The organism is Streptomyces sp. SID10853, from assembly GCF_010548145.1.
Lineage (GTDB): Bacteria > Actinomycetota > Actinomycetes > Streptomycetales > Streptomycetaceae > Streptomyces.
Map to the genome: position 1 here is coordinate 1 of NZ_JAAGLN010000038.1, position 17,329 is coordinate 17,329.

The 17,329-nt window shown below is 72.2% G+C and carries 15 protein-coding genes; 6 read left to right on the forward strand and 9 right to left on the reverse strand.

The window, feature by feature from the left end:
• Positions 1–1,408: alpha/beta hydrolase (locus G3I19_RS10545; protein ID WP_164262474.1), on the forward strand; the 1,408-nt coding region annotated here is incomplete at its 5' end.
• 21 nt (positions 1,409–1,429) lie between these two features.
• Here the strand turns inward: G3I19_RS10545 and G3I19_RS10550 are convergent.
• Positions 1,430–3,019, reverse strand: coding sequence for a peptide chain release factor 3 (locus tag G3I19_RS10550; RefSeq protein WP_164262476.1), 1,590 nt, complete (start codon positions 3,017–3,019; stop codon positions 1,430–1,432).
• Positions 3,020–3,229: 210 nt separating this feature from the next.
• Between G3I19_RS10550 and G3I19_RS10555 the strand changes: the two genes are divergently transcribed.
• Complete coding sequence (locus G3I19_RS10555; RefSeq protein WP_164262478.1) at positions 3,230–3,958, forward strand: spermidine synthase; 729 nt, start codon at positions 3,230–3,232, stop codon at positions 3,956–3,958.
• Between the two features lie 41 nt (positions 3,959–3,999).
• Here the strand turns inward: G3I19_RS10555 and G3I19_RS10560 are convergent, their stop codons facing one another.
• The gene (locus G3I19_RS10560) at positions 4,000–5,532 is read right to left on the reverse strand and encodes a DUF4157 domain-containing protein (protein ID WP_164262480.1); all 1,533 of its coding nucleotides are present in this window, start codon (positions 5,530–5,532) and stop codon (positions 4,000–4,002) included.
• A 196-nt stretch (positions 5,533–5,728) separates the two neighbouring features.
• Here G3I19_RS10560 and G3I19_RS10565 point away from each other — a divergent pair, with 196 nt between their 5' ends.
• Positions 5,729–6,334, forward strand: coding sequence for a flavoprotein (locus G3I19_RS10565; protein WP_164262482.1), 606 nt, complete (start codon positions 5,729–5,731; stop codon positions 6,332–6,334).
• Between the two features lie 18 nt (positions 6,335–6,352).
• Here G3I19_RS10565 and G3I19_RS10570 read toward each other — a convergent pair whose 3' ends face one another.
• From G3I19_RS10570 to G3I19_RS10580, 3 genes are all read right to left on the reverse strand, one after another.
• Complete coding sequence (locus G3I19_RS10570) at positions 6,353–7,474, reverse strand: peptidoglycan bridge formation glycyltransferase FemA/FemB family protein (RefSeq protein ID WP_164262484.1); 1,122 nt, start codon at positions 7,472–7,474, stop codon at positions 6,353–6,355.
• Positions 7,475–7,660: 186 nt separating this feature from the next.
• Positions 7,661–9,031 (reverse strand): solute carrier family 23 protein, encoded by a 1,371-nt coding sequence (locus tag G3I19_RS10575; protein WP_343235058.1) that lies wholly within the window; start codon positions 9,029–9,031, stop codon positions 7,661–7,663.
• On the reverse strand, positions 9,028–10,155 hold the full coding sequence (locus tag G3I19_RS10580) for an aryl-sulfate sulfotransferase (protein WP_164262486.1): 1,128 nt from the start codon (positions 10,153–10,155) through the stop codon (positions 9,028–9,030). Before G3I19_RS10580 ends, G3I19_RS10575 begins: the two co-directional genes overlap by 4 nt.
• Positions 10,156–10,317: 162 nt before the next feature.
• Here G3I19_RS10580 and G3I19_RS10585 point away from each other — a divergent pair, with 162 nt between their 5' ends.
• On the forward strand, positions 10,318–10,887 hold the full coding sequence (locus G3I19_RS10585) for an XRE family transcriptional regulator (RefSeq protein WP_164262489.1): 570 nt from the start codon (positions 10,318–10,320) through the stop codon (positions 10,885–10,887).
• A gap of 18 nt (positions 10,888–10,905) precedes the next feature.
• On the opposite strand, the gene G3I19_RS10590 is transcribed toward G3I19_RS10585, so the two are convergent.
• The 3 genes from G3I19_RS10590 to G3I19_RS10600 form a co-directional block, all read right to left on the reverse strand.
• The gene (locus G3I19_RS10590) at positions 10,906–11,982 is read right to left on the reverse strand and encodes an aldo/keto reductase (protein ID WP_164262491.1); all 1,077 of its coding nucleotides are present in this window, start codon (positions 11,980–11,982) and stop codon (positions 10,906–10,908) included.
• Positions 11,983–11,989: 7 nt separating this feature from the next.
• Complete coding sequence (locus G3I19_RS10595) at positions 11,990–12,403, reverse strand: MerR family transcriptional regulator (protein ID WP_343235062.1); 414 nt, start codon at positions 12,401–12,403, stop codon at positions 11,990–11,992.
• 201 nt (positions 12,404–12,604) lie between these two features.
• Positions 12,605–13,969 (reverse strand): FAD-dependent oxidoreductase, encoded by a 1,365-nt coding sequence (locus tag G3I19_RS10600; protein WP_164262496.1) that lies wholly within the window; start codon positions 13,967–13,969, stop codon positions 12,605–12,607.
• Positions 13,970–14,253: 284 nt separating this feature from the next.
• Between G3I19_RS10600 and G3I19_RS10605 the strand changes: the two genes are divergently transcribed.
• Positions 14,254–14,943, forward strand: coding sequence for a TetR family transcriptional regulator (locus G3I19_RS10605; protein ID WP_164262498.1), 690 nt, complete (start codon positions 14,254–14,256; stop codon positions 14,941–14,943).
• Positions 14,944–15,182: 239 nt separating this feature from the next.
• Positions 15,183–15,632 (forward strand): hypothetical protein, encoded by a 450-nt coding sequence (locus G3I19_RS10610; RefSeq protein WP_164262501.1) that lies wholly within the window; start codon positions 15,183–15,185, stop codon positions 15,630–15,632.
• Positions 15,633–15,729: 97 nt separating this feature from the next.
• On the opposite strand, the gene G3I19_RS10615 is transcribed toward G3I19_RS10610, so the two are convergent.
• The gene (locus G3I19_RS10615) at positions 15,730–17,319 is read right to left on the reverse strand and encodes a hypothetical protein (RefSeq protein WP_164262503.1); all 1,590 of its coding nucleotides are present in this window, start codon (positions 17,317–17,319) and stop codon (positions 15,730–15,732) included.
• Positions 17,320–17,329 lie beyond the last annotated feature (10 nt).

A 17,329-nucleotide genomic window follows, 5' to 3' on the forward strand; every position in this document is an offset into this window, starting at 1 on the left:
GTCGGCCGCCGTGCCGGCGCTCAGTTGGCGGGCCTGCGCCCAGCCCGGTGGCCCCGTCGGCCAGGAGTGCGCCGAGCTGCCCGTACCGCTCGACTACCACCACCCGGACGGACCGCGGCTCACCCTCGCGGTGTCCCGGCTGCGGAGCGACCGGCCGGCCGCGCGGCGCGGGACGCTCCTCGTGATCCCCGGGGGGCCCGGCGGGTCCGGGGTGCAGCGGCTGACGCAGAAGGGGGCGGCGCTGCAAGGGCAGTTGGCCGGTGCGTACGACATCGTCAGCCTCGACCCCCGTGGGGTGGGCGGCAGTACGCGGGCGAGCTGCGGGCTCCCCGCTGCCGACCGGCATCTGGTGACGGTCAGGTCCTGGCCCGCGGCTGACGGCGGGATCGCGGAGAACATCGCGAGGTCCCGGCGGACCGCGGACGCGTGTGCCCGCAACGGCGGCCCGGTCCTGCGCAGCCTCACCACGGCCAACGAGGTCCGCGACATCGACCGCTTCCGGCAGGCGCTGGGTGAGGAGAAACTGTCGGCGTGGGCCCAGTCGTACGGGACGTACGTCGGGGCCCAGTACGCGCAGAAGTATCCGCAGCACACCGACCGGTGGGTCCTGGACAGCAACGGCGACCCCGACCCGTCGCGCGTCGCCCGCGGCTGGCTGGCGAACATGGCGGTCGGCGCGGACGACCGGATGCCCGACTTCGCGGCCTGGGCCGCCGATCCCGCCAGGACGGACGACGGGCTGCGGCTGGCCCAGCACCCCGCTGAGGTAAGGCCGTTGTTCCTCGCGCTGGCCGCGAAGCTGGACCGGGAGCCGAAGGCGACGACGGCCCCGGGCGTCCCGCTCACCGGCACCCTGCTGCGGCAGGCGCTGCAGAACGCGCTCTCCGACGACGCCGCGTTCCCGCAGCTGGCTCAGCTGGTCAAGGCCGCGCAGGACCCGGCCGCGACGCCCGTCCTGACGCCCGATCTCTCCCAGGCCATGTCCGACGAGGACGCGGCTGTGGCGATCGGGGTGATCTGCAACGACGTGCGCTGGCCGGACCCGGTCTCCTCGTACGGCCCCGCGGTGGCCGCCGACCGCGCCGCCCGTCCCCTCACGGCGGGAATGCCGGTGAACATCACGCCCTGCACCTTCTGGAAGGACGCACCGGCCGCGCCGCCCACCCGGATCACCGACCGGGGTCCGTCGGACATCCTCATGATCCAGAACCGCCGGGACCCCTACACGCCGTACGCGGGCGCCCTGAAGATGCGCGCCGCGCTCGGCGGCCGGGCCCGGCTGGTCACGGTCGACAGCGGCGGCCACGGCTCCTACCTGGGCACCGGGAACGCCTGCGGGGACCGGACCGTGACGCGGTTCCTCACGACCGGACTGCGGCCGGCGCACGACACGGAGTGCGCCGGCTGAGACAGGGCTGGACGGCAGGTTCTAGTCGTGCGCCGCCAGCAGGTGGTCCAGGCGGGCGTCGGGGAACGCCCGCTGGAAGGAGTTGGCCTGCCACTTGTCGGGGAAGAGCGCCAGCACCTCCTTGTCGCGGACCCGGGTCAGCGCCTCGCCCTGGACCAGCCGCGCGCTGTTCAGCGCGTCGCCGCCCGCCGCGTCCGTGGACCTCGCCAGGTGGTACGGCAGGAACTCGAGCCGGACCGGAGAGGAGAACTCGCCCGCCATCCGGTGCGTCACCACGTCGAACTGCATCGGCCCCACCGCCGCGAGCACCGGCGACTGGTCCCCGCGCCGGTCCGAGACCAGCACCTGGACCACGCCCTCCTCGTCGAGCTGCGCGATCCCGCGCCGGAACTGCTTGGAGCGGCTGATGTCGGCCGGCCGTACGGCAGCGAAGTGCTCGGGCGCGAAGGTCGGCATCGGCGGGAACATCGCGGGCGGCCCGTCGTACAGGGTGTCGCCCACGCGGAGCGCCGCCGCGTTGCCCAGGCCGACGACGTCACCCGGGTAGGCGGTGTCGACCATGGAGCGGTCCTGGCCGAAGATGCTGTGCGCGTACTTGGTGGCGAACGGCCGCCCGGTCGCGGCCCGGGTGACGGTCTCCCCGCGCTCGAAGACCCCCGAGCACACCCGCAGGAACGCGATGCGGTCCCGGTGCGAGGGGTCCATGTTCGCCTGCACCTTGAAGACGAGCCCGGAGAAGGGCGCGTCGACCGGGCGGGCGCCGCCGCCCTCCAGCTCGCGGGCGTGCGGTGCAGGGGCGATGTCGACGATCGCGTCGAGCAGCAGGCGTACACCGATGTTGGAGACCGCCGCACCGAAGAAGACCGGTGTCGACGTGGCGCCCAGGAAGGACTCCGGGTCGAACTCGGCGCCCTCGGCCTGCAGCAGCTGCAGCTCCTCGGTGGCCTGCTCCCAGCGGTCGCCCTCCTCGGTGGCCGCCTGCTCGGCCGAGATGATCTCTTCCTCGGCCTGGTGGGCGCCGCCGGGCGTACGGGTGTAGCGCAGCATCCGCTCGGGGGAGCGCGCGTCGATCAGGCCGCGCATCTCGCCGGCCTCGCCGACCGGCCAGGTCACCGGGGTGGGCCGGACCCGCAGCTCGCGCTCGATCTCGTCCAGCAGCTCCAGGGCCTCACGGCCCGGCCGGTCCCACTTGTTGACGAAGGTGATCACCGGGATACGGCGGTGCCGGCAGACGTCGAAGAGCTTGCGGGTCTGCTCCTCCAGGCCCTTGGCGGCGTCGATGAGCATCACGGCGCAGTCGACCGCCGCGAGCACCCGGTAGGTGTCCTCGGAGAAGTCCGCGTGACCGGGGGTGTCGAGGAGGTTGAGCACATGGCCCCGGTGGTCGAACTGGAGCACCGCCGACGTCACGGAGATACCGCGCGCCTTCTCCATCTCCATCCAGTCGGACGCGACCGCGCGCCGCCCCGACTTCCCGTGCACGGCGCCCGCCTCGGTGATGGCGTGCGCGTGCAGGGCCAGGGCCTCGGTGATCGTCGACTTTCCCGCGTCGGGGTGGCTGATGACCGCGAAGGTCCGCCGCCTGGCCGCCTCGGCCGCCGTCCCGCTCACACCAGCTCCGCCGGGGGCGTCCCCTTTGCCCGCGGAAGTCCCGTACGTCTGCACCCTCGCCACCAGTCCCTTGTCCGTCCGAACCACCAGTGTGCGGCAAGGCGCCACCCGGCCGGGACCGGCGCCCGGCGCGGGACGGTCCGCGCCGCCCGCTGTGGGACCCTCCAGGGGCGGGGGCGCCGGGGGAAAGACCAGGGACAAGGACAGCGGATGAGCGCACGTTTCCAGGAAATCGACTGGCGGCCCACGCCCATGGGCGAGATCAGTCTGCGGCGCCGGCGCGACCCGGCGTCAGGCGACGACGTGTACGAGGTGAAGCTCGGGGACGAGTTCCTGATGTCGAGCCTCTTCACGCTGGGTGAGACCGAACTCACCCGGCTCGGCCTCGCGGAGCTGCCGGACGCCCCGCTGGACGTCGCCGTGGGCGGACTCGGCCTCGGGTACACGGCGCGGGCGGCGCTGGACGACCGGCGGGTGGCCTCGCTGATGGTGGTCGACGCCCTGGGCGAGGTCATCGACTGGCACCGGCGCGGGCTCGTCCCGCTGGGCGCCGGGCTGGCGGCCGACGACCGCTGCCGGCTGGTGCACGGCGACTTCTTCGCCCTGGCCACCGGCCCCGGCGGCCTGGACCCCGAGGAGCCGGGGCGCCGCTTCCACGCGATCCTGCTGGACGTCGACCACTCACCGCGCCACGTGCTGCACCCGAGCCACGCGGCACTCTACGGCCCGGCGGGGCTGCGCGCCCTCGCCGGACTGCTGCACCCGGGCGGGGCCTTCGCGCTGTGGTCGAACGACCCGCCGGACACGGAGTTCGGGGCCGTACTCGCGGAGGTCTTCCCGCACACGCGGGCGCACGTGGTCACCTTCGGCAATCCGCTCCAGGGGGGAACGTCGACCAACACGGTCTATGTGGCCCGCAGGGGGACGGACAGCCCCTGAGGACCGTCACCCGGCCGGGGCCCACTCACCCGGACGGGCTCTCACTGACCCGGCAGGGGCAGGCCGGACTTGTTCTTCACGAGGCTGACGTCCTGGACGAACAGCTGGAACAGCAGCTGGCTGGGGCCGGCTTCCCGCCCGTTCTTGTTCTTGGCGCCCTGGGCGATCGCCAGGCTGTACGGCTCGTTCTTCTCCGCCTTCATCCCGACGTAGCCGGGCAGCGTGCCTTCGTTGCCCGTCGCGGCCTGGTGCTCGCCGCCCATCGCCTTGTGGATCAGTTCGGTCTTGTGGCCCGGTCCGAGCGCCATGTGGTCCGAAGTGAAGAGGAGTTCGTGGGCGCCCGGCTTCAGCGTGAACTTCAGCTGGACCTGATAGCTGTCGCCCGCCAAGTCGTGGTAGTAGTCCGCCTGCTCCTGGTCGCCCAGGTGAGCGCCGATCGTCATGCCCTTGTGCTGGGTCTTGAACTCCTTCGCCGTGCCACCGCCCTGTTCCACATAGGCCAGGGCGGCACGCTGTGCTTCACTGCCCCAGTAGCTCAGGACGCCTTCGGCCTCGGCGTGACTCATGGAACGGAACAGCTCCAGGCTGCCGGAGGCCGGCGGCTTGGCCGCCAGGTCACGCAGCAGCGCGGGTCCGACTGTCTTGATGATCTCGTCCATGGTGCGTGTCGTGCCCTTGGCCGTCTTCTTCTGGCTCTTCTGATTCTTCTGGTTCTTCTTGCCGGTGGCCCTGAGGCGGCTTGTCTCCTCGGCCATCTCCCGTGAGGACGTACCGTCGGCGCCGCGCAGCCCTGCCGCGCGTTCCCAGTGCTCTGTGGTCATGACGTTCTGCGGGTTGTCCGGGTCGGCGTGGTCGTAGGCCCGCTGTACGAAGGGACCGGCCTGCCGGTGGGAAGGCGCCATCCGGCGTTGCACGTCCTCGCCGGCCCGTGGGCCGGCCGCCATGACGCGGGCGGCCGTGGCCTCGGCCTCGCGCTCGAAGCGGTCGGACGGGTCGGAGACCTTCAGCCCGTCCCCGTTGTCGGTGCCGACGACCGGGCCCCGGCGCTGCTGGATGACATGGGTGAGTTCATGGGCCAGCGTGTGCTGGTCCCCGCCGCCGTCCCCGATGACGATGTGGTTGCTGCTGGTGTAGGCGCGGGCGCCGACCTCGGCCGCGGAAGCCCTGGCCGCCGAGTCGTTGTGGATGCGGACGTCGGAGAAGTCCGCGCCCAGTCGCGCTTCCATGTCGGTACGGGTGGTGTCGTCCAGCGGCCTGCCCGATGTCCGCAGCACGTCATGGACGGCCGAGCGCTGCACCGCGGGCGGTACCTCGGCCTGCACCCCGGCCTGCCGCATCTCTGCCTGCCGGGCCGGCTCGGCCTGCTGGTGGCCGCATCCGGCGCTGTGCTCGTGCTCCTCCTGGGCCCAGGGGTGGCCGTTGCGGCGGAGCAGCTGGATGACAGCGGCGTTGCCGGCACCGGCCTGCACACCGAGCAGCCCGCGCAGCTGCGCGGAGGCAGCGGATGCGGGTTCGCCGGCCGGGGCACGGCCGGTGCCGGCCCCGGTGCGTCCGGCGTTGTCGTGCCCGTGCATGGGATCTCTTTTCCGGCGGGAGACGGTCAACCTCTCCTGTATACGCGCCGGGGAGCCGCTGATGCCAGGTACGGACGGGCAGCATCGGCCGCCGGACCGGCCCGTCCGGCGGGGCCTCCCGGCCACGGACGGCGGCGCGTCCAGCAGACTGGTCCCGCGGCAGCAGCACACCGAATCGCCAGGTACAGGGGGCCACATGACGGAACAGCCCGACGCCACACGCCGGTCCGACGCCACACGCCGGTCCGACCTCACACGGCGGCCCGCGGAGACCGGACAGCCCGCCCGCCGGAAGCGGCCCTTCCTGTACGTGGTGGTCTGTGCGTCCGGTATCGCGGGCGGTGTGGGCGAGCTGATCACCGCCGCGCAGCAGGCCCAGTGGGACGTCGGTGTCGTCGCCACCCCGCAGGGGCTCGGCTTCATCGACGCGGAAGCGGTGGTGGAGCAGACCGGCTACCCGATCAGATCCGCCTGGCGCGCCCCGGGTGACCCGCGCCCCCTGCCACCGGCGGACGCCATCGCGGTGGCGCCCGCCACCTTCAACACGATCAACAAATGGGCGGCCGGTATCTCCGACACCCTGGCGCTCGGCATCCTCTGCGAGGCGTACGGCGCGGGCATCCGCACCGCCGTACTGCCCTGTCTGAACGCGGCCCAGGCCGCCCACCCCGCGTACCGCAGGAGCGTCGACACGCTGCGCGGCATGGGCGTCCTCTTCAGCGCGTACGACCCGGGCCGTCCCGGCGCGCCGGACGCCGCCGCCGGATTCCGCTGGACCGAGGCGCTGGAGCTGCTCGGCTGAGCCTGCGCGCCCGCCGGTTCAGCGGCGGGACATGTACAGGTCGAGGGCCTTGTGCAGGAAGCGGTTGAGGGGGAAGTCCCACTCGCCCAGGTACTCGACGGCATGGCCGCCGGTGCCGACCTTGAAGCGGAGCAGGCCCAGGAGGTGGTTGCTCTCGTCCAGGGTGTCGGTGATGCCCCGCAGGTCGTAGACGCCCGCGCCGAGCGCGTGGGCGTCGGACATCATGCGCCACTGGATGGCGTTGTTCGGCTGGACTTCGCGCTTTCTGCCGGTGGAGGCGCCGTAGGAGTACCAGACGTGCTCGCCGACCGTCAGCATGGTGGCCGCCGCGAGGACGTCACCCTCGTGGTGGGCGAGATAGAGCCGCATACGGTCGGGGTCCTCGGCCGTCAGTACGGTCCACATCCGCTGGAAATAGGAGAGCGGGCGGGCGATGAACCGGTCCCGCTCGGCCGTCTCGGCGTACAGGTCGTAGAAGGCGGACAGGTCTCCGTACCCGCCCCGTACGACGGTGACTCCGGCCTTCTCGGCCTTCTTGATGTTGCGCCGCCACTGCTGGTTGAAGCCCTGCTGCACCTCGTCCAGTGAGCGCCCCGCGAACGGGACCTGGAACACATAGCGCGGCTGGCCCGCCGCGAAGCCGTCCTCGCCGCCCGGTTCGGTCTGCTGCCAGCCCATCCGGCGCAGCCGGCCGGCGACATCGGCAGCCCGCGGGTCGTGCCAGGTCGCCTCGGCGTCCCGCAGCCGTCCGGCCGCCGGATCGGCGATCGCGGCCTTGACCGCCTCCGTGTCCCAGCTCCTGGCGACCACGGGCGGCCCCATCTTCACCGAGAACGCCCCCTGCCTCTTCAGATGGGCCAGCATCGGTTCGAGCCACCGCTCCAGGTCGGCGGCGTACCAGTCGATGACCGGACCCTCGGGCAGGTAGGCGAGATAGCGCCGGAGCCTGGGCAGGGGTCTGGACAGGACGAGCCCCGCCCCGACGAGCCGGTCGTCCGTGTCGTACCAGCCCAGGCTCTCCGCCCGCCAGTCCGGCTTCACGTCGCCCCACGACGGGACCTGCATATGGCTCGCCGAAGGCCGGGTCCTGATGAAGGCCAGGTGTTCTTCGCGGGTGATGCCCTTCAGCCGAAGGCTCATGCGCAACGCTCCTCTGCCCGGGACGCCCCTCCCGAGGCGTACGGCCCGTCAAGTCTCTCCGTACGCACCATGTCAAGACCGCATCTCTCTGTCCCGGGGCGCCACGCCGCATTACCGAGTCCGGGGGCAACGCCGCCCGGCACCCGACCGCCCGGCACCCGACCGGCCCGGCACCCGGCTGCCCGGTCAGGCCCCCGGCACCGTGCCCGGTACGGCGGCCGCCTCCGTCGTACCGCGGTCCGGTTCGGCGAGACGCCGGAAGAGCGGGTGGAGCAGGACCGCGGTGAGGGTACCCGCCACCACGCCGCTGCCCAGGACCGTCCGGGCCCAGCCGGGGAAGCCCTGGTAGATGTCCGGGGCGACCACCGGCAGCAGTCCAGCGGTGAGCGCCAGGGCGATCACCGTGGAGTTGGCCGTCGCGCCGGGTGCGGTACGGGCCAGCATGTCGATGCCCATGGCCGCGATGATCCCGTAGATCACCAGCGACGATCCCCCGACGACCGGCGCCGGTATCCCGGCCAGCAGCCGGGAGAGCGGCGCGAGCAGACCCACCACGACGAGCAGGGCACCCGCCCCCGCCGTGACGAAGCGGCTGCGGACCCCGGTCAGCCGGACGATCCCGATGTTCTCCGAACTGGTCACGAGCAGCGACGTACCGAACAGCCCGCCGAAGAGCGAGACCAGCGCATCGGTCCCGGCCACACGCGGCACATCGCGTCCCGGGTCGGCGGTCCTGCCCACCGTCTCGCTGTTCAGGACGGTCTGGCCGGTGATCTCCGCCAGGGTGGTGAGGCTGAAGACCAGCAGCGGCAGGGCGGCGAGCACGTCGAAGTGCGGTGCCCCGTACGGCAGGAGACGCGGGAGAGCCAGGCCACCGCCTCCGTCGCCGGGCGGTGTGAAGCGGCCGAGACCCGTCGTGACGGCGACGAGGGTGCCCGCGCCCATCCCGAACAGCACCGCCGTCTGCCGCCAGACCCCGCGGAGCAGCAGCAGGAGCAGCAGCGTGCAGCCGATGGTCGCGGCGGCCAGCAGCACCGCCGACGGCGCCGCGTACCCGGCGGCCCCCGCCTGACCGGTGATCAGCTGCGCGCCGACCTTGATCATGCCGACGCCGATCAGCAGCACGGTGACCCCCATGACCAGCGGGGGGAAGAGCCGCACGACCCGTGCGTAGAACGGCAGTACGGCGCAGAGCAGCGCCGCGGCCAGCACGACCGCACCGGTCGCCGTGGCCGGGCCGTGGTCCTTGGCCGTCTGGAGGAACAGCGCCGTCGCCGCCCCGCCGGGCAGCATCACGAACGGCAGCCTCACCCCGATCCTCCACACCCCGACCGACTGCAGCAGCGTGCCCGCGCCGCACAGCACGAGCACGGCGCTGAGCAGGGAAGCGGTCCGCCCGGGGCCGAGGCCGAGCGCCTGGCCGGTCAGGAACACCGTCGAGACGGGCGAGGCCACCATGACCAGCACGTGCTGCGCGGACAGCGGGGCCAGCCGGCGCAGCGGCAGCCGCTCGTCGACGGCGTGGACCTGCCGGGGCGCCGGGCCCGCGGTGGTCACGGGGTGGCCCCCGCGTCCAGCCAGGGCAGCTGGGCCGCGGTGTAACGGTAGGCGCGGAAAACGGCGTTGGGCTCGGACGGGAACAGGCCGCGCACCTCGGACTCCCGGTACCCGCCGAAGTACGGGACGACGTACTCCCAGCACAGATATCCCTCGGGCGTCACCTCGAACAGCCGGCCCGCGGGAGAGTCCGTGACGAGTGTGTTGCCGCCCGCGAGGCGCTGCGCGCTGCCCATGAACGGCGCGAAGAACGACTCCCTGGCCGGGTCGTGGTACTCCCACACGATCTTCCCCGACGCCCGCTCGATCTCGATGACCCGGGTGTACGGGACGTCGGAGCCGGGCCGGAAGACCCCGTTGTCGAAGACGAGCAGATCACCGTTGGCCAGCTCGGTCGGCGCGTGCTGCTGCGACACGGTGCCGGGGGCGGTCCGCCAGAGGATCTCGCCGGTCTCGCGGCTGATGACGACGACGGCCGAGACGCTGCGCAGGCTGGCCAGGATGTTGCCGTCGGCGAGCGGGGTGACGCTGTTGATCAGGGGCCAGTGCTCGCGCGCGTAGTCGGGGTGCAGCGGGTACTCCTCGCGGCCGAGGTGCTCGGCGGCCCGCCACGACCAGCGTTCGGAGCCGTCGGCGCCGACCTCTCTGATGGTGTCCGCCCAGACGGTGCCGTCGGCCTCCGACCCCGGCACGCCGCCCCGTACGGCGTCCGCGTCCGCGCCCCGCAGGGGTTCGAGCGCGGTGTAGAGGATGCCGCCGTCGCCCAGGTGGTGGGCGTCGTGGTGCTGGAGCGGGTCGCGGTACTCGCGCAGGACCGTGCCGTCCGGGGCGGCTTCGAGCAGCACACCGCCCCGGTACTTGTGCCACATGGGGAAGAGGGCGGGCTCACCGGGGAGTACGCCGTTGTAGGCGAGGTTCCCGTTGGGGAGGACGCGCGCGTGCCGGCCGGGCCGGTAGGGCAGCTTCCACTCGTGCACGACCGTGCCGTGCAGGTCGATCAGATACACCTCGCCGGTGCCGGTGAGCGGGGCGAAGAGGGTGTAGCCGCCCTCGGACGCGGCGGGGTCGAGAGCGATCAGGCCGGTGCCGCGGCGGCGGCGCGTGTTCTGGTCGACCGGTGGCATAGGGCCCCTCCCAGGAAACTCATGAAACTTTCTTTGATGTGGTCAATCTCCTTAAGAAGCTAGCGAGGGAGTGTTGCGGCACTGTGAAGGCCGTACGAAGCCATCGGCGGCTTACGGGATGATGAGGGGCGGCACAGCGGACAGCGGAGGAGGGAACACGACGTGACAGCCGAATCGCCCGCCCTCCGGATCGGGCCCGGCATCCGCCGGCGGCGCAGGGACCTGGATCTCACCCTCGCCGAGGTCGCCGCGCTCAGCGGTCTTTCGTCGCCTTTCCTCAGCCAGGTCGAGAACAACCGGGCCCGGCCCAGCATGCGTTCGCTGCAGCTCATCGCGGACGCGCTGGAGACGACGGCCGTGCAGCTCCTGGCCGCCGCCGACTCCCCGCGCCGGGTGGACGTCGTACGCGCCGACGCCGACCCGGGCATCGACGCGGCGGCACGGGTGCGCCCGCTGGTCCGCGGCCACCAGCAGATGCACGCGCTGGAGTTCACCGGGGACCACGACGAGAGCCGCGCATTCGAGCACCGCAACGACGAGTTGATGTACGTTGCCGACGGCAGCGCCGAGGTCGAGGCCGAAGGCCGTACCTACCAACTGGGCCGGGGCGACACGCTGTTCCTCACCGGCGGGGTGCGCCACCGCTGGCGGGCGTGCGAGGAAGGCACCCGGGTGCTGCTCGTGGCCGTCGCCGACCATGTCGAGGTCATGCCGGCCGGGCCCGGCGGGTGAATCCGCGGGCTGTACGCCTTACGCCTCGCGGCCCACGGACGTGATGGACATGTCCGCGTAGCGGTCGCCCGCCACCTGGCCGGCGATCGGTTCGAGGAGCGCCAGCTCGTCGGCCGTCAGCACGATCCGGGTGGCCGCCGCGTTCTCCAGGAGGCGGCTGCGCTTGCGGGTGCCGGGGATCGGCACCACGGTCAGACCGTGCGTCACGGCCCGCTGCTGCACCCAGGCCAGCGCGATCTGCGCGGTGGTGGCGCCGTGTTCGGCCGCGATCGCGTGCAGGGGCGCCAGCAGCGCGGCGTTCGCCCTGGCGTTGTCGCCCGTGAAGCGCGGCAGCAACTGCCGGAAGTCGTCGCCGGACAACTCCTGGTCCGCGCCGGTGATCGCCCCGGTCAGCAGCCCCCTGCCGAGCGGTGAGTACGGCACGAAGGCCACCCCCAGCTCGGCTGCGGCGCCCACCGCGCTGCGCTCGACGTCCCGGCTGAAGACCGACCACTCCGACTGCAGGGCGGTGATCGGGTGCACGGCGTGTGCCTCGCGCAGCTCGGCGCCCGTGACCTCGCTCAGTCCGAGGTGCCTGACCTTGCCCTCCCGCACCAGTTCGGCCAGGGCTCCGACGGACTCGGCGAACGGGACGGCGGGGTCGCGACGGTGCATGTAGTAGAGGTCGATGACCTCGACGTCCAGACGGCGCAGGCTCGCCTCGACGGCCGTCCTGATGTACGCCGGGTCGTTGCGGATGGCCCGGTAGGACGGGTCGTCCGCGCGGTACTCGAAGGCGAACTTGGTGGCCAGGGTGATCTCGTCGCGGTGCGCGGCGACGAACGGTGCGAGGAACTCCTCGTTGGCACCGAGGCCGTACATGTCGGCGGTGTCGATGAGGGTGACGCCCGCTTCGACGGTGGCCTCCAGGGCGTCGCGGGCCGCCGTGGTGTCGGTCTCCCCGTAGGCGGCACTGATGCCCATGGCACCGAAGCCCTGGACGCCGACGAGGGGGCCGCCGGTGCCCAGCTCGACCTTGCGGATCTGTTCGGTGGGGCTGACGGCTGTGGTGTGGGCGGTGGTGCTGCTCGTGGTGTTGCTCGTGGCGCCGCTCATGGTGGGTTCAGGCCCTTTCCGGCGTCCGGCGGGCGCCCTGACAGGAGTCGATCTTGGAGTCGATCTCGATGAGGGTGTCCTGCAGCTCCGCGATGCGCGCGACGACGTCGTGCCGGGTCTGCACCAGGATCTCCCGCCGCTCGTCGTCGGCGGTGGCGCCCCGGCGGACCAGCTCCGCGTAACGGACCATGACCGCGACCGGCATGCCGGTCAGCCGCAGCCTGGCCACGCAGGAGAGCCACTCCAGGTCCGCGCTGCCGAAGACCCGCTGACCGCTGTGCGAGCGCTCCACCTCCGGCATCAGGCCGATCTGCTCGTACCACCGCAGCGTATGGGCGCTGAGCCCGGTGAACGCCGCGACCTGGCTGATCGTGTAGCGGTCCTGGCGGCCGGGAAGCGGCTGGCCGGACACGGCGGACACGGCTGATGTACGGCCGGATGCGGGCGGAGTGTGCGTGGGCGGGGTGTTCACGGGAGGACTGCTCAGGGGAGGGCTCTCGGTCACCGTCATGCCGTCAGGCTAGAACGCTCAAGTGCACTCGAAGCAAGCAATTGAACGCGCGGGTGCGCAGGCGGCCGGCCCGCCTGTCCGCGGGCGCGGGCCGGCCTGTTACGGCTTCGGTCAGGCGCCGCTGTGGCGGAGCATGTCCTCGCGCTCGACGACCTTCACCCGCTCGCGGCCCTCCGCGGTGCCGAGGCTCCGCTCATGGCTGTCGAGCTGGTACCAGCCGTCCCACGTCGTGTACCGGACACCGCGCTCCTGGAGGAAGCCGGTCACGGCATCCGGATCAGGCAGCGCGGCGCCGGGCAGCCGCCCGGCGGCGTGGTCGTCGAGGAGGCAGGCCACGGTCTCGTTGGCGTCGCCCTTGGTGTGGCCGATGAGCCCGATGGGACCGCGCTTGATCCAGCCCGTGACGTAGACGGCGGTCTGGTGGCTGCTGTCGGCGGCCAGGACGCGCCCGGCCTCGTGCGGGACGGTGCCCGAGGTCACGTCGAAGGGCAGCTTGGGCAGCTCGTCCGAGCGGTAGCCGACCGCACGGTAGACGGCCTGGACGTCCCAGTCGGTGAAGCGGCCGGTGCCGCGGACGTTGCCGGTGCCGTCGAGCTCGGTGCGCTCGGTACGCAGCCCGGCCACGCGCCCGTCATCGCCGATGATCTCCTGCGGGGACTCGAAGAAGTGCAGGAAGAGCTTGTGCGGCCGGTCGCCGGGGTCGCGGATGGCCCAGTTCTCCAGGGTGGACGCGACCATGTTGGCCTGCTTGTCGGCGCGGCGGGTGGCGATCGAGCCCTCGTCGTAGTCGATGTCCTCGGGGTTGACCACGACCTCGATGTTCGGCGAGTGGTCGAGCTCGCGCAGCTCCATCGGGCTGAACTTCGCCTGCGCGGGCCCGCGCCGGCCGAAGACATGGACCTCGACGGCCTTGTTCTGCTGCAGTCCGGCGTGCACGTTCGGCGGGATCTCGGTGGGCAGCAGCTCATCGGCGGTCTTGGCGAGGATCCGTGCGACGTCCAGGGCGACGTTGCCGACCCCGAGGACGGCGACCTTCTCGGCCTCCAGCGGCCAGGTCCGCTCCACGTCCGGGTGGCCGTCGTACCAGGAGACGAAGTCCGCGGCGCCGAACGAGCCGTCCAGCTCCATCCCCGGGATGTCCAGGGCGCGGTCCGCCATGGCGCCGGTGGAGAAGACGACCGCGTCGTAGAAGCGGTGCAGGTCGTCCAGGGTGACGTCGCTCGGGTAGTCCACATTGCCGAAGAGGCGTATCTGCGGCTTGTCCAGCACCTTGTGCAGAGCGGTGATGATGCCCTTGATCCGCGGGTGGTCGGGGGCGACCCCGTAACGGATCAGCCCGAACGGTGCGGGCATCCGCTCGAACAGGTCGATGGAGACGCCAGGGGCCTGGGCGGCGTCGGACTTCAGCAGGGCGTCGGCGGCGTAGATGCCGGCCGGACCGGCACCGACGATCGCGACACGGATGGGACGAGACATACGGGACGTTCCTCCAGGCAACGCGGACAGACGGACCGACAGGCCCGCCGGACGGCGGCGGGCAACGGGCGGCGGCGGTCGAAGGGCCTGCGGCCCCCACAGTCATGACCCCCACGTCCGGTCCACCTGGGGATCCCCTGACGGGATCGATGCCACCCCTGCCGCCGGGAGCCGGACAGGCGTGTCACCCGAAAGCATATGGCACCAGGTGACAGAATCCCCTGGCTGCCCACGGTACGGACCGGGCCGCCGGTACGCCCGTCCCCGCCCAGGAGGAACCCCGTATGCCACCCAGCCCGGCCGTACGCACCGCGTCCGCCGGCCTGCGCGCCCGCAAGAAGCTCCGGACCCGCGACGCCCTCTGCCACGCGGCCCTCGACCTGTTCGGCTCCCGCGGCTTCGACGGCACCACGCTGGACGACATCGCGGCGGCGGCCGGGGTGTCCAAGCGCACACTGCTGCGCTACTTCACGGGCAAGGAGGACGTGCTGCTCGCGGTGTTCCGGGAGATGGCCGTACTCACCGTGCGCGAGCTGGACCGCAGGCCCCCGGACGAGCCCCCGTCGGCCGCGCTGCGCGAAGCCACCCGCCGGGCACTGACCGAGGTGGCGGGGGCCCTTCCCGCGTACCGCTCCACACCGGTCTGTCTCGCCGTACTGCACATCGTGGCGGTGACCCCGGGGCTGCTCGCCTCGCTGCACCACGTCCTGCTGAGCGAGCAGGACGCGCTCGCCGGCATCCTCGCCGCACGCGAGCACCTGGCGGACCCGGCCGACCCGCGGCCGCAGCTGCTGGTGTCGGTGCACGCCTGCGCCCTGACGGTCGCCGTCCGCACCTGGCGGTCCGGCGGCAGCCGTGACCTCGACACCCTGCTGCGCAGTGTCGACAGATGCCTGGACAACCTCGGCTCGGCGGTCGCGGGACCGTGGGCGGATGACCTTGGCCGGGCGGGCGTGATGGTCGGGCGGGTGTGATGGCTGGGCGGGCGTGACGGTCGGCGGACCTGGTGGCGGGGCGGGTGTGATGGCCGGGCGGACCTGACGGCCGGCGGACCTGGTGGCGGGGCGGGCGTGATGGCAGGGCGGGCGTGATGGCCGGGCCATGTCGGATCGGTTCACCCGAATGGCCCCGCCCGCCTGGTGGCACGGGCCGGGTAAGCGGAGCGTTCAGACCGACGCCGGTTCAGCCCGATGACCCGGCGAAGGAGGCTCTCATGGCTCAGCCCGCAGCCCCTTCCGGGGCCCCGACACCCCGCCCCACGCAGCCCGGCAGAGGCGACGGCAGCGCGTGGGCGACCGGCGGAACCCTGTTCGCCGGTGTGCTGCTGTTCGTGGACGGCGTCCTGGCGGTGCTCAACGGCGTCGTCGGCATCGCGAAGGACAACGTCTACACCCATGTAGGCCACTACAGCTACAAGTTCAACCTGACGGCCTGGGGCTGGATCCACCTGGCCATCGGCGTCCTGCTGATCCTCACCGGCCTCGGCATCCTCAAGGGCGCCCCGTGGGCCCGCTGGCTCGGCGTCGTCATGGCCGGTCTCAGCGTCATCGCGAACTTCATGTGGCTGCCGTACCAGCCGATCTGGGCGTTCACCGCCATCGCGATCGGCGTCTTCGTGATCTGGTCCCTCCTCACGGACCACTCCAGGGCGCCGCTTCGGTGAGCCACGGACAGCTCAGCAGCTCAGCAGCTCAGCAGCTCAGCGGGAAGGCCCGGGCCACCGGCCCGGGCCTTCCCGTGGTCTGCCCGGTGCGGGGGGCCTACCGCCCGGCCCTGTCGTGGACGCGGACCACACCACCGTAGGTGGAGATGTAGGCGGATCCGTCGGGGCCGAGGGTGATCGGGGACCAGTTGTTGTTGTACGCGTCACCGGTCCCGGTCAGGGTGCGGAAACGGGTCTTGCCGGTGCGCCAGTCGATGGCGCTGAGGTACCAGGCGTCGGTTCCGCTGCTGTCGGACGGCTTGGAGTAGGCGTACAGCAGGCCGTTGGAGCGGGACAGTTTGGTGACGACGGTGGGGGACTGCTCCGGGCTGGTCCAGGCGACCCTGCAGCCGGTGCCCGCCTTGTTGACCTCGATCTTGGTGATACCGCCCGGGGTGCTCCTGCCGCCCTGGGTGTTCTGGAGGGACGTGTAGCCGTAGTCGTTCTCCACCGAGAAGCCGTTGCCCCAGGCGGTCAGTGAATTCTCGGTCGCACCGGCGCCGGGCCGGAAGACGGGGACGGAGCAGACCAGGCGGCTGTCCTTGACGTGGTTGCCGCGCTTGTAGACCAGGACGTGCATGCGGGGGTCGGCGTTGTCGGTGATGCCGACGTAGCCGTTGCCCAGCAGTGCGGGGGTGGCGCCGGTGCCCTGGTTGATCTGGCCGGGCTTGGTGCGCGTGCCGCGGTCGTATGTCTCGCGCCAGTCGGTCCGCGGGGTGCCGTCCGGCGCCGCGTGCATCTTGTAGAGGGCGTGGTCGGTGGCGATGAAGGCGCCGTCCGGGCCGGTGGAGAAGGAGTTCTCGATCTGCTCGCCCGGCAGGGCGGTCGTCCGGACCGCACCGGTGCCCGGGTCGACCGTGCCGACGCGGCCGTGGTCGCTGGCCCACCACATCAGACCGTGGTAGTCCGCCTGGACCGCGGTGACCGGGTCGCACTCGCCCTGCGGGTCGGGGTCGGCGGCGGTGGCGCAGACGTGCGGCAGGTACGGGCGCAGGTCCCAGCTGTCGGCCTGCTCGAACTCCCAGCGCCCGGAGCGCGTGCGGTGCACGGTCAGCCGCTGGATGTGCTGGTCGGCGCCGGCGATGACGATCCGGTCCTGGTTGTCCAGGTAGTAGTACGAGCCCGAGGTGTCGGAGAACATCAGGGCGGGGTTGTGGGTCGCGGCCGCCCGGTAGGTGGAGGGCCGCACCGGGAGCGGGTAGGAGGCCAGGTCCTCAAGGGTGGCGGGGTCCTCCAGCCGCAGGGTCGGGTGGTGCGAGGCGCCACCGCAGTTGAGGACCATCAGCCCGTTGCGCAGGAAGGTGGCCGTCGCGCACTGGGCCGGATCCTTGGGGTCGGTGACCTTGCTGGAGCTGTTCACCGCGGGGCTGTGTCCCAGGGGGCCGTTCTGGGGCTGGGTGTTGCTCGCGTAACTGTCGCCGTGCATGGCGCTTCGCCCGTCCTGCGCCATGAAGGGGTTGTGGATCTCGCTGCCCGGTACCGGGCGAGGGGCGGCGGCGTGGCCGGTGAAGCGGGGCACCTGGCCCGTGCCGGGGCCGGTCGGCAGCGGTACGGCCTGTGCGGGGGCGGCGGCGACGGCCAGCGCCAGTGCGGCGGCGAGAGAGGCGGCCGGTATCGCGGCGCGGCGCCACTTGGAGGTGGGGGACATCTGCGTGGTC

What these genes read in the sequence shown, in the direction of transcription:
- G3I19_RS10555 (WP_164262478.1), top strand. Translation starts at nt 3,230, where the DNA reads ATGAGCGCACGTTTCCAGGAAATCGACTGGCGGCCCACGCCCATGGGC.
- G3I19_RS10560 (WP_164262480.1), bottom strand. Translation starts at nt 5,532, where the DNA reads ATGCACGGGCACGACAACGCCGGACGCACCGGGGCCGGCACCGGCCGT.
- G3I19_RS10565 (WP_164262482.1), top strand. Translation starts at nt 5,729, where the DNA reads ATGACGGAACAGCCCGACGCCACACGCCGGTCCGACGCCACACGCCGG.
- G3I19_RS10570 (WP_164262484.1), bottom strand. Translation starts at nt 7,474, where the DNA reads ATGAGCCTTCGGCTGAAGGGCATCACCCGCGAAGAACACCTGGCCTTC.
- G3I19_RS10580 (WP_164262486.1), bottom strand. Translation starts at nt 10,155, where the DNA reads ATGCCACCGGTCGACCAGAACACGCGCCGCCGCCGCGGCACCGGCCTG.
- G3I19_RS10590 (WP_164262491.1), bottom strand. Translation starts at nt 11,982, where the DNA reads ATGAGCGGCGCCACGAGCAACACCACGAGCAGCACCACCGCCCACACC.
- G3I19_RS10600 (WP_164262496.1), bottom strand. Translation starts at nt 13,969, where the DNA reads ATGTCTCGTCCCATCCGTGTCGCGATCGTCGGTGCCGGTCCGGCCGGC.
- G3I19_RS10605 (WP_164262498.1), top strand. Translation starts at nt 14,254, where the DNA reads ATGCCACCCAGCCCGGCCGTACGCACCGCGTCCGCCGGCCTGCGCGCC.
- G3I19_RS10610 (WP_164262501.1), top strand. Translation starts at nt 15,183, where the DNA reads ATGGCTCAGCCCGCAGCCCCTTCCGGGGCCCCGACACCCCGCCCCACG.
- G3I19_RS10615 (WP_164262503.1), bottom strand. Translation starts at nt 17,319, where the DNA reads ATGTCCCCCACCTCCAAGTGGCGCCGCGCCGCGATACCGGCCGCCTCT.